The 16,317-nt window shown below is 42.3% G+C and carries 12 protein-coding genes; 11 read left to right on the top strand and 1 reads right to left on the bottom strand.

The annotated features are described in order from the left end of the window. The first annotated feature begins 214 nt into the window (after positions 1-214). The 11 genes from ACL9RF_RS14945 to ACL9RF_RS14895 all read left to right on the top strand — a co-directional run bounded on the left by ACL9RF_RS14945 (position 215) and on the right by ACL9RF_RS14895 (position 15,920). Complete coding sequence (locus ACL9RF_RS14945) at positions 215-2,899, top strand: glycoside hydrolase family 2 TIM barrel-domain containing protein (RefSeq protein ID WP_422801443.1); 2,685 nt, start codon at positions 215-217, stop codon at positions 2,897-2,899. Positions 2,900-3,415: 516 nt separating this feature from the next. Continuing rightward, a complete protein-coding gene (locus tag ACL9RF_RS14940; RefSeq protein ID WP_422801442.1) occupies positions 3,416-6,595 on the top strand; it encodes a SusC/RagA family TonB-linked outer membrane protein in 3,180 nt (1,059 codons plus the stop codon). 12 nt (positions 6,596-6,607) lie between these two features. Further along, a complete protein-coding gene (locus ACL9RF_RS14935) occupies positions 6,608-8,500 on the top strand; it encodes a RagB/SusD family nutrient uptake outer membrane protein (RefSeq protein WP_422801441.1) in 1,893 nt (630 codons plus the stop codon). Positions 8,501-8,524: 24 nt separating this feature from the next. Beyond that, entirely contained in the window at positions 8,525-9,760 is a 1,236-nt protein-coding gene (locus ACL9RF_RS14930; protein WP_422801440.1) for a DUF5000 domain-containing lipoprotein, read from the top strand. Positions 9,761-9,781: 21 nt separating this feature from the next. Beyond that, entirely contained in the window at positions 9,782-10,957 is a 1,176-nt protein-coding gene (locus tag ACL9RF_RS14925) for a DUF4998 domain-containing protein (RefSeq protein WP_422801439.1), read from the top strand. A 157-nt stretch (positions 10,958-11,114) separates the two neighbouring features. After that, on the top strand, positions 11,115-11,897 hold the full coding sequence (locus ACL9RF_RS14920) for a ThuA domain-containing protein (protein ID WP_422801438.1): 783 nt from the start codon (positions 11,115-11,117) through the stop codon (positions 11,895-11,897). A gap of 14 nt (positions 11,898-11,911) precedes the next feature. Then, positions 11,912-13,114 (top strand): DUF5009 domain-containing protein, encoded by a 1,203-nt coding sequence (locus ACL9RF_RS14915; protein ID WP_422801437.1) that lies wholly within the window; start codon positions 11,912-11,914, stop codon positions 13,112-13,114. A 131-nt stretch (positions 13,115-13,245) separates the two neighbouring features. Further along, a complete protein-coding gene (locus ACL9RF_RS14910) occupies positions 13,246-14,268 on the top strand; it encodes a glycoside hydrolase family 18 protein (RefSeq protein ID WP_422801436.1) in 1,023 nt (340 codons plus the stop codon). Positions 14,269-14,614: 346 nt separating this feature from the next. After that, on the top strand, positions 14,615-15,097 hold the full coding sequence (locus ACL9RF_RS14905) for a hypothetical protein (protein WP_422801435.1): 483 nt from the start codon (positions 14,615-14,617) through the stop codon (positions 15,095-15,097). A gap of 79 nt (positions 15,098-15,176) precedes the next feature. Then, complete coding sequence (locus ACL9RF_RS14900; protein ID WP_422801434.1) at positions 15,177-15,482, top strand: hypothetical protein; 306 nt, start codon at positions 15,177-15,179, stop codon at positions 15,480-15,482. Between the two features lie 3 nt (positions 15,483-15,485). Then, a complete protein-coding gene (locus tag ACL9RF_RS14895; protein ID WP_422801433.1) occupies positions 15,486-15,920 on the top strand; it encodes a DUF4304 domain-containing protein in 435 nt (144 codons plus the stop codon). A 33-nt stretch (positions 15,921-15,953) separates the two neighbouring features. Here the strand turns inward: ACL9RF_RS14895 and ACL9RF_RS14890 are convergent, their stop codons facing one another. Then, a complete protein-coding gene (locus tag ACL9RF_RS14890; protein ID WP_422801432.1) occupies positions 15,954-16,265 on the bottom strand; it encodes a helix-turn-helix domain-containing protein in 312 nt (103 codons plus the stop codon). Positions 16,266-16,317: the final 52 nt, after the last annotated feature.

The following is a 16,317-nucleotide window of genomic DNA, read 5'->3' as shown; positions in this document are numbered from 1 at the left end:
ATTAAATATAAAGGCCTTTTCATTTTTTGGAAAGGCCTTTTTTTGTTGCCTTAAGTAGGTTTTTAAAGACTTTACCCTTCCCGGTTACCTAAATTTTCCTTATCTTAGAAATACCGAACAACTAGAAACATAAGTTACAATAAAACTTGTTGGTTACGCATAATACAGGTTTATTCGGCAGTGGCCGATTGTTAATTTTTAATTTTTAGTTTTTATGCGATATTATACTATCTTTTTTGTGGCTTTCCTGATATTGGCGTTTTCTAAATCAGGTATAGGGCAGCAGCAATTGCAAGCCGACAATAGAATTACCTTGGCAAACTGGTTATTTAAGAAAGATAGCCTGGCCACAGATCCCCAAGATTTATCTACTACGGGCTGGAGTGCTGTAACTGTTCCCCATTCCTGGAATACACAGGATGTGATGGACGATGTGCCAGGTTACTACCGTAACAAAGGCTGGTACAAGCTGCAGTTGCCCAATTTAACGGCCTACAAGGGTAAAAATTTACGTCTTCATTTTGATGGTGCAAACCAGGAGGTACAGCTATTTGTTAATGGAAAAGCTGTCGGCACGCATGTTGGAGGCTATACGGCATTTTCCTTTATCATTGACCCCTACATTGATTTTTCTAACTCAGCAAATGAGGTATTCGTGTTGGTAAATAATCGCTTTAACCCTGACATTCCGCCTCTAACTGCGGATTTCACTTTTTTTGGCGGTATTTACAGGAATGTTTACCTGGAGGTATTGCCTAAAAACCATTTTTCTGACCCTTTGTTTGGCTCTAAAGGGGTTTTTTATCAAACAACAGAGGTCACTGCAGAAAAGGCGCAGCTTCGGGTTTTCGGGAGAGTACAACTTCAGGATAAAAAGGCAGGAGCAGTGCGAATTAAATCGCGGCTCTTGGATAGCAACCAGAAACTTGTTGCCGAGGTATTGGGTAAGCTGGGGGCTCAAGATTCGTTTAAGCTTTCGTTTAAGCCGATAACAAATCCGAAATTATGGTCGCCGGAGAACCCTTACCGTTATACCTTGGAAACGATGTTGCTCGACAAAAATGGGGCTATATTGGATAAGGTTATTGCACATGTGGGGTTTCGTTATTTTCACTTTGACCCTAAAACAGGTTTTCACTTAAATGGTAAGCCCTATAAGTTGATTGGTGTAAGTCGGCATCAAGATTTTAAAGGTTTAGGAAATGCTGTTCCCTACGACCTACAGGTCCAAGATTTACATTTTCTAAAGGATATGGGCGGTAATTTTCTTCGCGTTGCCCATTATCCGCAAATTCCCGCCATTATGGAAGCTTGCGATAGCTTGGGTATACTAACGTCTGTAGAGATCCCGCTGGTAAATGAAATCACCGAAAGTTCGGCCTTTACACAGCATAGCCTGCATATGCAGGAGGAGATGATTCGGCAGAATTATAACTATTGCTCCGTAATTATCTGGGCCCATATGAACGAAATTCTGCTGCGCCCAAAATTCAATGCGGATAAACCACGGCAGGAGGTTTATTTTCAATCGATCTATAAACTTGCCAAACAGCTGGACAGCCTTACCAGAAGGCTAGACCCCTACCGGTATACAATGCTGGCGCACCATGGTGCTGTGGAGCTTTATCATCGTGTTGGCCTAACGCGTATTGCGATGCTTAATGGCTGGAACTTGTACCCAGGCTGGTATGGTGGCACCATTGCTGATTTCGGGAAGCAGTTGGATCATATCCATGCCATGATGCCTGATATTCCCTTTATGGTGACGGAGTATGGCGCCGATGCTGACCCAAGAATTCATGCTTTTGATCCGATACGTTTTGACAAAAGTGTGGAGTATGCCGTTTTATACCATAAAGGTTACCTGAAGGATTTTTTTAACCGCCCTTTTGTGGCTGGGGCTTTTGCTTGGAACCTCTCCGATTTTAATTCGGAAACCCGCGCTGAATCTATGCCCCATATCAATAATAAAGGGCTGTTAACCTGGGATCGTTACCCTAAAAATACCTACTACCTCTATCAGGCAGCCTTGAAGAAAGAACCCTTTCTGCAAATAGGAACAGCGTTATGGCGGCATAGAGGTGGTATTGCTGCAGACAATATTACTGCTGTAGTGCAGCCGTTGGAGATATACAGCAACCAACATCAAATCGAATTGACCGTTAATGGTAAAGCTATCGCAACAAAAACGGTGCAGCAGCATAGCGCGATATTTGATGTTCCCTTTACTTCGGGGCTACATATTTTGAAGGCTGCTGCTTTGGATGTTCAGGGTAACGTTGTTCGTACGCAAACAGATAGTATTCACTTTCAACTGGTGGATCCTAATTTCGTAGAGCCCTTTAAGAATACAGGTGCGGTGCACTTCTCATTAGGTGAAAATCGTTATGTTTTGGATGCTGATAAACGCCTTTGGATTCCGTTGCGCCAGCAGCAGGGGCAGTTATGGGGGCTAACGGGAGGTAAGGATTTTAAGCTTGCGAATCGTGGTGAAGCTAATGTCGGTACAGATCGCAATATTGCGGGTACCGATCTGGACCCTGTATATCAAACGCAGCAGGTTGGCCTGGAGGAATTGTTTTTCCCATTGCCCGAAGGAAGGTATAAGGTTGTCTTACATTTCGCAGAGTTAAGTGGAGCTAAGGAGAAGGAGGCATTGCCCTATGATCTGGAAAATCCGAATGCGGTCGTCACACAACTTCAGAATCGTGTATTTAACGTCTACTTAAACCACAGCTTGTGGTTAAATGATTTCGACTTGATAAAAGTTGCCGGTACACAAAAAGCACATGAGGAAGTCGCTGAGGTGCAAACGTATAAAAATCAAGGGTTAAGGTTGAAGTTTGAAAAAATTATCGGTGATCCGGTTTTAAACGCTATATCAATTTATAAATTATAAAAGTTAGGCCCCAAGAATGTATGTCCTAAATCTTATCGGTATAGGATACCTAATTTTGGGGCTTTTTTGTACCGATCCATGTATGCATACTAGGAATTACTCCAGCGTAAAAGCATTTGCTTAAAGCTTATAGCAGCTATTTAAAGCGGATAGAGCAATTTTTCCCCCTAAAAGAACGATTTGTACTACCTAAAAAAAGCAGCAGGTTTAGACATTTACCCCTGTAACCAACAAGTTAATCTTGTGTATATAAATTATTAGCCAATGTTAATCCGTAAAGAAAATCAATTATTGAAGCAGGTTAACATATAAAACTTATAATGTAATACTAAACCAAAACCAAAACCTAAAATTAAATCAAATTCGGCCTTCAATACCATAGGTCTATTCGAAGAAAGTAAAACATCAACCTGCAGCCTTATCCAGAGTGGATAAATGCAAAGCATAACAACCTAAATTAATTTTCCAGCTATTAGGGAAATAACCGATTACACTAAACCAATTAACTTACACATAATGAATAAAGTCCTACCTATTTTAGGGGTGGTATGTCTATGCTCATTTGGAATGGCAGCTGCCAAAACCCAGGTGAAGCAGCTAGGTGAACGCCATCAGGTACAACCACAAAACATTGAAATTCGAGGCCTTGTTACCGATAGTGAGGGGAAGGCTATGCATGGCGTTACCATTGTTGTAAAAGACAAACCCAGTCTTAGTACAAAAACAGATCTTGATGGGCGCTATGTCCTTAAAGTTCCCAAGAGCGCCACCCTGGTGTACTCGATGGTGGGTTTCATAAAACAAGAAATCACAGCGAATGAAGCGGTGCTGGATGTCGTAATGGAGGAAGATAGCCATGCCGTAGACGAAGTGGTGGTTACTGGTTTTGGTGGCACCATAAAAAAAACAGATATGATTGGCTCGGTCGTATCTATAAAACCTGCGGATTTAAAAATCCCCTCCAGCAACTTAACAACGGCATTAGCAGGGCGTGCTGCTGGCGTTATAGCTTACCAACGCTCGGGAGAACCGGGGCGTGATAATGCAGACTTCTTTATCCGTGGGGTTACCACCTTTGGGTATAAAGTAGATCCGTTGATATTGATTGATAATGTGGAAGTAACGACGACAGATTTCGCACGCCTACAGGTAGACGATATCGCCAGTTTTTCCATTCTTAAGGACGCTACAGCAACGGCAATCTATGGTGCCCGCGGTGCAAATGGTGTTATCCTGGTTGTCACAAAGCAAGGTTCAGAAGGACGTGCAAAATTAAATTTCCGCTTAGAAAATTCCCTGTCGGCACCGACCACAAATGTCAAGCTTGCGGATCCGGTGACCTATATGCAAATGGCAAATGAGGCTGTTTTAACACGAGATCCACGTGGAGCTACCTTATACCCCATAGGGCAGATCGAGCGCACGATAGCGGGCGACGACCCTTTATTGTATCCAGCTGTAGATTGGCGTAAACAGCTGATTAAGGATTATACCATGAACCAGCGCGCCAACTTGAGCGTTACTGGTGGCGGTGCTATTGCACAGTATTTTGTTTCGGGGGCTTTTAATCAAGATAATGGGGTGCTAAAGGTACCTAAGGTAAGTAGTTTTAATAATAACATTAACTTGAAAACCTATTCATTACGTGCCAATGTAAACATGCACCTCACCAAAACAACGGAGTTTATTGTACGTATGAATGGTTCGTTCGACGACTATGTTGGTCCTATAGATGGCGGACAAACGGTATACCGTAACATCATGCGTACCAGTCCTTCGCTGTTTGCGCCATCGTATCCTGCTGGTGCCGACCAGCAATATATTCAACATATTTTGTTTGGAAATGCGGGAACGGGAAATTATTTAAACCCGTATGCCGATTTGGTTAAGGGCTATAGAAACTCTTCCCGTTCTATGATGCTGGCACAGCTGGAGTTAAAGCAAGATCTAGCCTTTATAACCGAAGGCCTTACTTTCAGGTCTTTAGCCAATACTACGCGGAATTCCTACTTTGAGGTTACCCGTCAATATTTTCCTTTTTACTACCAGATGATGGGCAAAAACCCATTCACAAACGATTATATGCTGCAGATCATGAATGAAAATGGGGGGACGGAATATCTCGATTATCGGGAAGGTGGAAAAACTGTGAGCACCTTATTTTATATGGAAAATGCGTTAAACTATAACCGTACATTTCAGGATAAGCATACCTTCTCGGGTTTGTTAGTAGGTATTCTTCGCAATAATATTAAAGGAAATGCCGGCAGTTTACAGCAATCTTTACCCTTTCGAAATATCGGTGTTTCCGGTCGTGGTACTTATGCATATGATAAACGTTATTTCTTGGAGTTTAACTTTGGCTTTAATGGCTCCGAGCGGTTTGAGAAAAGTAAAAGATTTGGATTTTTCCCTTCAGCAGGTTTAGCATGGTCGGTATCTAACGAGCGTTTTTGGGAGCCGATAAAATCGGTGGTAAATAACTTGCGGCTGCGCGGTACGTATGGTGTCGTAGGAAACGACGCTATCGGTAATGAAAACGACCGTTTTCTGTACCTTTCTGAGTTGAATATGAACAGTGGCGGCCGTAGTGCAACCTTTGGTTCTGACTTCGGTTATGGTAGAACGGGAATTGCCATGCTCCGTTATGCTAATCCTGCAATTACGTGGGAACGTGGCTATAAATCGAATGTTGCCTTAGAACTGGGCTTGTTTAACAAGATACAGATTATTGTCGATGCCTTTAAAGAGCAGCGAAAAAATATCTTTATGCAGCGGAATGATATCCCGACAACGATGGGACTGGCAGCTCCTGTAAGTGCCAATTTGGGGGAAGCTGAGTCTAAAGGTATTGATATATCCATGGATGTTAATCATAGTTTCAACAGTAATTTCTGGCTGCAAGCGCGTGGAAATTTTACCTATGCTGCGAGTAAGTTTCTGGTATTTGAGGAACCTGCATATCAGGAGCCCTGGCTCAGTAGAATTGGCTATAGCATTAACCAGCAGTGGGGCTATATTGCCGAGCGTTTATTTATCGACGATGCTGAGGTTGCCAACTCGCCGTCGCAGATTTTCGGAAATACTCCGGTGCGTGGTGGTGATATTAAATTTAAAGATATTAATGGCGATGGGCAAATTACGTCCTTGGATCGTGCGCCAATTGGTTATCCTACTGTTCCGGAGATTATGTATGGTTTTGGCTTTTCAATGGGGTACAAAAAGTTTGATTTTTCAGCTTTCTTTCAAGGATCGGCACGCTCTTCATTTTGGATAGACCCGGCTGCTACGGCACCTTTCGTGGCGCATTATTATCCGAACGACCCGGCTGCCGGTAGAGCCCTACAAAATCAATTAATTCAAGCCTATGCAGCAGACTATTGGTCGGAGGATAATAGGAATCTATATGCATTATGGCCTCGCTTGAGTGATGTTCATATCGAAAATAACGAACAGCGGAGTACTTGGTTTATGCGTAGTGGTAGTTTTCTGCGCTTGAAGCAGGTGGAGATGGGATATACCTTGCCACAGCGTATAACGGAGCGAATAAAGATGAGCAATTTCCGTATTTACGCGAATGGTACCAATCTGCTGGCCTTTAGTGGATTTAAACTTTGGGATCCAGAGATGGCGGGGAATGGTTTGGGCTATCCTGTGCAACGTGTTTTTAATATTGGTATAAATGCTTCCTTTTAATCGCTAACGGAAATGAAAATCTTAAAATTAACCCTGATTATGGGAGCGCTAACTTTTAGCTCCTGTCAAAAATATTTAGATGTTATCCCGGATAATGTCGCTACAATAGACAATGCCTTTACTATGCGCAATGTAGCAGAGCGTTATCTTTTTACCTGTTACTCGTGGATGCCGTACCACAATTCCATCGCCAATAATCCTGCATTTTATGGCGCTCAGGAAGTATGGCCTATACCGAGCGATAATGGTACTTCCTTAGGCATTGCCAAGGGCTTACAGAATGTACAAAGCCCGATTTTAAATTATTGGGACGGTTGGAATGGTGGGCGTAATATGTTTCAAGCTCTGCGGGATTGTAACATTTTTCTGGAGAACATACATAAGGTTCCTGATCTATTGGAGCCAGAGCGCAATCGATGGACGGCAGAGGTGAAGTTTCTAAAGGCGTATTATCATTTCTGGCTCTTTAAAATGTATGGACCTATTCCTATTATCGACGAAAGTCTACCCATAGATTCACCAACCGACGTGATTCGTGTAAAACGTAATACCGTAGATGATGTGGTTAATTTTATGGTGAAATTAATCGACGAGTCGACGCCATATTTGCCGCCAGTAATCGAAAGTGAGGCATCGGAGTTGGGGCGAATTACGCAGGCTATAGCTTTAAGTATTAAGGCGCAGATTTTAGTGACAGCAGCCAGCCCTTTGTTTAATGGGAATGTGGATTACCTCAACTTTAAGGATAAAGATGGTGTGCAGCTTTTTAATCCGAATTACGACCACAATAAATGGGTGCTGGCAGCGCAGGCTTGTAAGGAGGCCGTAGACGCTTGTGAGTCGGTAGGGCATAGACTTTATGAGTACCAACAAGCAATAGGGCAGACGCCAATTTCTGAAACAACGCGGGTGCAGATGAGTGTGCGTAATGCGGTAACAGAGCGCTGGAATACGGAGGTGATTTGGGGAAATACCAACAGTGTGGCTACAGAGAGTTATCAGCGCGATCTTACCCCTCGGTCCTGGGATCCGGGACGTAGCCATAATAGTATGCAGGGGCGATTTGCTCCTCCAATGAAAATGATGGAAATGTTTTACTCCGATCATGGCGTGCCTATTGAGGAGGATGTAACTTTCGACTACAGTAATCGCTATGCCTTAAGAACGGCTGTTGCGGCGGATAAATATACTATTAAGGAGGGCTATACTACGGTAAATATTCATTTCAACCGCGAGAATAGGTTTTATGCTACCTTGGGTTTTGATGGTGGCATATGGTATGGTCAAGGCCGCCTTAATGATAACGATCCGTTTTACCTGATGGGAAAAGCTGGGCAGATTACGGCCATGGCTATTCCATCGGCCTATTCTTCGACAGGGTATTGGCCAAAGAAGTTAATTAACCCGCAGAATGTTGTGGAGGCATCTAGTTATACGGTTCGGATTTATCCTTGGCCGGTAATTCGTTTGGCAGATTTGTACCTTATGTATGCCGAGGCTTTGAATGAAAGTGAAGGCCCTGACGCTGCCGATGTGCATAAATATGCTGACCTCGTGCGTGCAAGGGTGAAATTGGAGCCTATCGCTGATGCTTGGACAAAGTACTCCCGCAATCCGGGGAAGTACAAAACCAAAGCGGGTATGCGTGAAATATTACGCCGTGAACGCCGGAATGAATTGGCGTTGGAGGGTGTTCAATATTGGGATCTGTTGCGTTGGAAAATTGCCCACGACGAGCTTAGTTCCCCAATTGTAGGCTGGAGCCTGAACGATAAAACAGCACAGGGGTATTACCGTAAGGTAACCTTATTCCAACCTACGTTTCTACGTAAAAATTATCTAATGCCGTTGAGCGAGCAAGCGCTTCTTCGTAATAATAAATTGGTTCAAAATCCAGGCTGGTAGTGGCTTCCCTATAAATTGATAAAAATGAAAGATATAATATCAACCTTAAAAAATGTAAATCGCAGTATCGGTACGGTACTATGGGTACTGTGGCTGTTGGTCCTGCTATCGATGCAGGGCTGTAAAGAGGAGTTGGCGAATACGCCATCGGCTGGCGGACAGAAGCCTATGGCGCTCAGGGAAGTGCAGGCTGAAAAAGGTGCTGGAAAATCAACTTTAACCTTTGTTTTAAAGGATGAAAATGCTTTGTATGTAATGGCTCAGTTTGAAATACGCCCGGGCGTGGCTAAAGAGGCCAAGGTGTCTAAATACCAAAATAAATTGGTGTTGGACGGTTTTGCTCGTGCCGGGAAATATCCTGTGAAATTGTATGCTGTAGGTGAGGGTGAAATAAAATCAGATCCGTTGGATATTACCGTTGATGTGGATACACCGCCCGTAATGGAGGCTTTTGAAACTTTAAACCTAAGGGAGGATTTCGGCGGACTGAATGTGAGTTTTATAAATGAAAATCAAGGTGATCTTTCTGTGGATGTGCTCACAAAAAATAATTTTGGCGCTATTGTACTCGCTCAAACGTATTATTCCAGCCAGAAGAAACCATCTTTTTCGGTACGTGGTTTTCAGGCGGAGGCGCGCGAATTTTATGTGGTTATACGCGATCGTTGGAAGAATATTTCCGATACGGCCAAGGTAAATCTTGTGCCATTGCAGGAGGATCTATTGGATAGAACAAAAATTAAAGACCTGCGTTTACCCACTGATGTTTGGCAGGGGCATACTTGGAGCGGTTTGTCGCCTCGAGAGATACGTTTTATGTTTGATGGTAATACTACAGACCCTAGCTCGGTATTTCACGTGCCTAATAATATTGGGGTGCCGCTTCATTTTACCATTGACCTTGGTAAAAAGTATCAGTTAAGTCGCTTTAAGATGTGGATGCGTAACCAGGATTCTGATATTTTTAACTCCATGTCGGCCCGGTTATTTGATGTGTATGGCAGCAACGAACCCGATCCTGAAGGCTCTTGGGACGGATGGACTTTAATAGGGGAGTATGAAGCGCATAAACCTTCTGGACTACCCCGTGGTGAGCTTTCCGCTGAGGATCGTGCACAACATACGGCTGGTTTAGAGTTTGATGTTCCTATTGACTACCAGACTGTACGGTATTTGCGCTTCCGTATAAAAGAAACCTGGGGTATGTTGCAGACATTTTCGTGTGCCGAAATGGCGTTCTGGGGGATTGAAGATAAATAATTTGGATTTACCATGAAGACAATGAAAAATATAAAACTAATATTCATATCGTTAAGCCTGTTGCTGCTGGGCTTCTGGGGATGCACAAAAATGGATCACCATTATAAAGATTTTCTCGTGGGTGGAGAAAAGACCTATGTGGGTAGGGTGGATTCGATCAAGGTGTATCCGGGGGATAATCGTATTAAACTGTCGTGGAAGGTAAACCCGGATCCGGCAGTTAATCGGGTGCAGATTTTTTGGAGTAAGGAGGGCGTAGACGACTCAATAACCGTGACATTGGATAGATCAAATAATGTGGATACGGCGGAAATTACCCTTGCTAATCTTTCTGAGGGGGATTATGTATTTAATTTTTATACTTTCGATAACCACGGCAATAAGTCTGTGAAAATGGAAAAAGCAGGAAAGGTGTATGGCGAAAGGTATCGACAGTATATTATTCCGACAAGCTATGCGAATGCGGCTTTGCGGGAAGGGGCTTTGCAGATAGAATGGATTGCTAATACCGATACTACGGCAATAGGAAATAAGGTGTTTTTTACCGATATAAAAGGTGTTCAAAAGGAGTATTTTGCGCCTGCAAAAGAACTGAAAAGCATAATTCCGGAGGTCGATCCTACCCATATGGTGAATTACAAAACCGTATATGAACCTAGTCCACGAGCAATAGATCGCTTTTATACGTACGAATTACCTATAAAGGTGCTGATTACCTCGCCCAATTTGTTGCGTTCGGATGCATGGCATAATTGGGTTTTTACTCCGGGCATAAATATTACCGCCATAAACAATGGTTTCTTATTTAGTGGAGGCACAAACGGCCATGCTGGTATTTACCAGGCCGTGGATATTGAAGCGAATAAGGAGTATACTATGGATATGTTTTTGGATGGGAAGGCTGCCACAAACTCTTGGTTTGAGGTGTATCTTGGAACGGAGGTGCCCGATCCTAAGGTTGAATATAAGAGTGGTGGCAATCGATTTGGCTTGAGTACTTGGACTTCGGGATGTGCTAATACAGGCTCGGCGTATTCGGGGAGGTTATCGGTAATACGCTGTGTAGGAACGGGAAATAAGGTGACCTTTAATCAAGCTGGTAGGGTGTATTTTCTAATCCGTACCGGAGGTTTGAATTTGGGCTCTGGTGGTATTAAGGTTACGGATATTGAGTTGCGTGGCCCTAATTTATATTAACCATTTTTTCTAGTACTGGAAATAGCTATATTATTGTGACAGGATTTATAGCTGTTTTCTGGTACACTTTTTTGATATTAAGGGATTTATGGTTAATTTCAATGCTAATGATTTTTATCATTCCTAAATTAACCTAACGCTTAACCTAAACTATTTTATGAAGAAAATAATTTTATGTATCTGCCTTCTCTGTTTAACGGCTATGCAGCTGTATGCACAAGGGCGTTTCCCTCGCTTTAAAGTGCTGGCTTTTTACAACGAGCATGTGGAACCTGCGCATGTTGAATTTGCCGAGGAGGCTATCGTATTTTTTAAGAAACTGACGGAGGGTAACGGTTTTGTATTTGATGTTACCAAGGACCTCAACGATTTGAACGATGAAAAGTTAAAAGATTATGCTTTGGTCATGCTGTTGAACGATGTGCCTGGCTCGCCACAACAGCGGCAGGCCTTTGAAAAGTATATGCAAAACGGTGGTGGATGGTTTGGTTTCCATGTTGCTGCTTATAACGATGCGCGTACCAACTGGCCGTGGTTTGTAGATTTTTTGGGTGCCGGCGTTTTCTACCGTAATAATTGGCCTCCCTTACCGGCAACCGTGGTTATTGATAAACCGGAGCATCCCGTGGTGAAAGGCCTTCCGCAGCGTTTTGTCGCTCCTTTGAACGAATGGTATCAATGGAAACCTAGCCCACGGGCGCATAAAAATATTCAGGTACTGGCGACATTAGCGCCAGAAAATTACCCCTTAGGGTTAAAAGATATTATCCCCGACGGGGATACGCCAATTGTGTGGACCAATACTGCCTATAGGATGATCTATTTAAATATGGGGCATGGTAGGGGGATATTTTCCGATGCTACACAGAATAAATTGATTATCGATGCTTTCAAGTGGGTTATAGCGACCGATAAAAAGGGAAATGTTTTTGAACGTTAATATTTTTGGAGGCTATGGAGGAAATGCAAAAGGTAACAAAATCGCGTATCCGTTCTATCGACGTGATGCGTGGCTTGACGTTATTTCTAATGTTATTTGTGAATGACTTGTTCTCGCCGGCTGCTTCTAAATGGCTGTTGCACACTGAAGGTCATGTCGATGGTATTGGGCTTGCCGACTGGGTTTTTCCGGGTTTTTTATTTATGGTGGGTATAGCTGTTCCATATGCTATCCTAGCACGTCGCAAAAAAGGCGATTCTTCGGGACGTATTTTTTGTCATGTGCTCTTCCGTACGTTGAGTTTATTGCTTATCGGGGTACTAATCCTTAACGGCGGACGTGTAAATGCGGCGCTTACTCAAATGCCTCAATTGCTGTGGTCTGCATGTTTATATGTTTGTATTTTTCTCGTTTGGAATTTATATCCTAAGACTAGTAGGTATAATGGTTTGTTTATAGCTTTACGGGCTATAGGTGTACTGGGGTTGTTGTATTTGGTTTTTATTTTTAAGGCGGGTACAGCAGAAAATATCCGAGGTTTAGAAATTGGTTGGTGGGGTATCTTAGGCCTTATAGGCTGGGGCTATTTTGCGGCTGCCGTGGTTTATCTTTTGGCACGCGACCGTATTATTTTCGTTGTTTGTTGTTGGCTTTTGTTTGTAGCATTAAATATACTTTCGCAGCAGGGTCTGTTACCTCATATCCCTTATGTTGGGCGTTATTTTGGGGTGCTGCTATCCGGAAATGTTCCTTCTATTGTGCTTGCCGGACTATTGGTAGGGTTGTTGATACGCCGGTATGCGTCGCAGCCATTTTTGCTGTTGCGTTATTTGGTTATCCTTGCGATTTTTTGGATTGTGGCTGGCTTTTCCCTCCGTAATTGGTTTATTTTATCGAAAATTTATGGTACACCGAGCTGGGCTATGCTTTGCAATGGTTTGAGTTTATTGCTGCTTATTGTGATCTACTATTTGGTGGATATAAAGAAATTTCAAAAGGGAATCGGTATTTTCGAGACTGTAGGACGTAATTCATTGACCACCTATTTAGCTCCTGATGTGATTTACTTTATCTGCTGGGGTTTTAGTATTCCTTTATTTTTTTATAAACAACCTGATTATAGCTTCCTTGCTGTAGGGGGCTCTTTATTATGGGCTTACAGCATGCTTTGGTTTGCTGTTGGATTACAGAAGTTGTATATACAGTTAAAACTGTAAAACTGTAAAACTGTAATACGGTAATACGTTAAAAATGTAATACTTTACTGCTGTACTTGTACGAATAGAATACCCACCTTAATACTTACATACTTAAAAAATTAAAAACCTAAATTCTATACATTATGCTTGTGAAAAATAGTTTTTTTAGTCGTGTTACGGCGCTATTATTTGTATTTACTGTGTTGGGCACTACGTTATGTTGGGCGACAAAGAAACCGGCTAAGGTGGTGATAGCTTATGTAACCTCCTGGACCTCGGTACTGCCGGACCCTGATTTTGTTACGCATATTAATTATGCCTTTGGCCATGTTACGGATAGTTTCGATGGCGTGCGTATAAATAACGAAGACCGCCTAAAACAGGTGGTAGCACTTAAGAAAAAATACCCGCACATTAAGATTCTTTTGTCTATTGGCGGATGGGGATCGGGCCGATTTAGCGAGATGGCTGCAGATGCTAGAAACCGAAATCTTTTTGCGAAAGATTGCTTGCGTGTCGTGAAGCAGTTTGATCTGGATGGCATCGATATCGACTGGGAATACCCGACTAGTGCTGCTGCTGGGATTTCGGCTTCGCCGGATGATACTGAAAATTTTACGCTGCTGATGCGGGATATCCGTAAGGCTATTGGTAAAAAGAAGCTGTTAACGCTGGCTACGGTGGCGAGTGGCAAGTATATCGCTTTTGCGGATATTAACCCTGTTGTTGATTTTGTTAATATTATGACCTACGACTCGGGAAACCCTCCAAAACATCATGCTAGCCTTTTCCGCTCGTCGATGTCGGGGGGGACTACCTGCGAAGAGGCGGTGGCGGCTCATGTTGCTGGTGGTATGCCGATAGAAAAACTGGTGCTGGGGATTCCTTTTTATGGTCGTGGTAATAAAACGGATATTAAGGGTTTTATTGATTATAAGGATATTTTAAAACTGGAGGGCTTTGACAAAAAATGGGATGACGATGCTAAGGCTGATTATCTGGTAAATGCTAAGGGTGACTTTGTTTTAACGTTTGAAACGCCCCAATCTATTGCCTTGAAATGTGAGTACCTCTTGCAGAAAGGAATGCTTGGCGCGATGTACTGGGAGTATGCTGGCGATAACGACGATGGTGATCTCCGGAAAGCGGTATTTTATGGCGTTAATAAATAAGCATTAAACCGCAATATCGGTTTTTGTAAGCTTTTATTTCCTGGAGCTGTATTGCTGAAAAATGCGGCTTCAGGTTTAGTGTTTGTCTGCTGTTGGGAAATATGTGTATTTAAAATGTATGGGGTTTGTGTGTTTAGCTGTACCCTTTGTGCTTGTAATTTTTTTCAATATTTTTAGCTGTTTTTATTTTCTTAATAGGACATAAGTTTATAAGGCTAGCTTGGACAAATAATATTTTTCCTTCCAAAATTCTTCGATAATTAGGAAAAACCGTCCTTTAGTATAGGATGCTGAATAGGGCTGAACCTGTAAATTTGGTAGCATTACCAATACCTAGATTGACCTTATGAAGTATGTTTTTTTTATGCTATTTAATCTGCTGTTTGGCATAGCTGTCTATGCACAATACAATGCTGGTCTTCCCGCTCCAGATTATAAATTTTTAGGTAAACCCGCAGAGCGGGCAGTTACGGGAGTCTCTGTCGATAAGTATTCCGGACGGCTGTTGGTTAGTATGCCGCTCACACAACTGACTTCTAGAAGCTTTACCATTCCAGTAGGATTGAATTATATCGGTGGCGGCGGACTGAGGCATCAGGAATATGCTAGTTGCGTAGGGCTTGGCTGGCAACTTGCGGCTGGCGGTGCAATTAGTCGGGTAGTCCGTGGGCTTCCAGACGATGACCTAAATGGGTACCTAGGCCCCAAGCAACATGGTAAAACAATTAGTAATGCTATACGTAATAGCATGCCTTTACAGTTGGATTACTTGAATACTTTCCGTGGTTTTGAAGCTCTACCACAAAATTCGTATCTAAGAGCGAAATAAAACAAATAATTATTCTCTCTAGCATAGAGAGATTGGATTGGAAAGTTATTAACTTGTTTTTGAGGTGTAAGGGAAGTAGTTGCTGCTAAGGGGGGGAATACAATATACCAAGTCCAGCTTGAAGCTTGGACAGGAAATGCACAATGCGTACAAAGTAGGTGCAAACGGTATTAAAGAGTTTAGGCTGCCAAGTGGAAAACGAATTGATTTTCTTGATGTAAACAATGGAATTATTCACGAGTTGAAACCATTTAACCCAAGAGCAATGAAAGCAGGACAAAAGCAGCTTGATATGTATTTGAAAGAAATACAATCCCCTGCCACTCTATTGAAACACCCTGAATTTAGGGGTATTAATTGGAAAACTGTTTTAGATACTTATTGATATATGGATAGTAAAGAGTTTAAGAAATTATTTGGCGAAGTAGCTAAGTCTAACGGTTTTGAAAGTGCTTTTGGCGGTTGGTTCAAAGACAGTGCCGAAAGTATCGTTGTGCTTGAATTACAGAAGTCATCTTTTGCAAATAGTAACTATTTGAACGTCAAAGTTTTTATTCAAGGTGCTTTTGATAGAACATACACGCCTAATAAAGACTTGATAAAAAGTTCTATGGGACATATTACCAATCAAATAAGGGATAAAGAAATTTTGGACTTTGACGAACCAATGGACGATGATAAGCGAAAGGGAAAATTAGGACAGTTGTTTAGTGAATTTATCGTACCATTCGCTGAGAAGGCATTATCAAAATCAGGTATAAAAGAGTTAGCAGATAAAGGGGAAATTATTTTACTACCCGCAGTTAAAGAAGAATTAGCATAAAGCAAAAGCCCGGCAAGTCCGGGCTTTTGTTATTTATCTAAACGCCTGTTTAGTTTTAAAATTTTGGATGTAGGTATCAATGACGTTGAACAGAACGCTTTTGGTGTCTGCATCCATTTTTTGTATGTCGTTGATACGTTCCACCGTTTCTTTATCGTAAGAAGCGTTTTCGCCTTCCCCAATCAGAAAATCAACGGTAACGCCAAAAGCCTTAGCCATTTTGGCGACCATCTCAATGGACGGTAAATTTTCATTGCGTTCATACTTCCCGATAATCTCACGTGTAGCCTCAATCTTTTGGGCAAGGTCTTTTGCTTCTCTTAATCTTTTACCGAAACTGTCCATATCTACACCCGATTATGTGTTAATAAACCTGTTTTTTGAAGTATAACATCCA

This window comes from Sphingobacterium sp. Mn56C, assembly GCF_049319645.1.
Lineage (GTDB): Bacteria > Bacteroidota > Bacteroidia > Sphingobacteriales > Sphingobacteriaceae > Sphingobacterium.
Note: the sequence above shows the minus strand (reverse complement) of the source record. Positions and strands in the feature narration are given on the sequence as shown.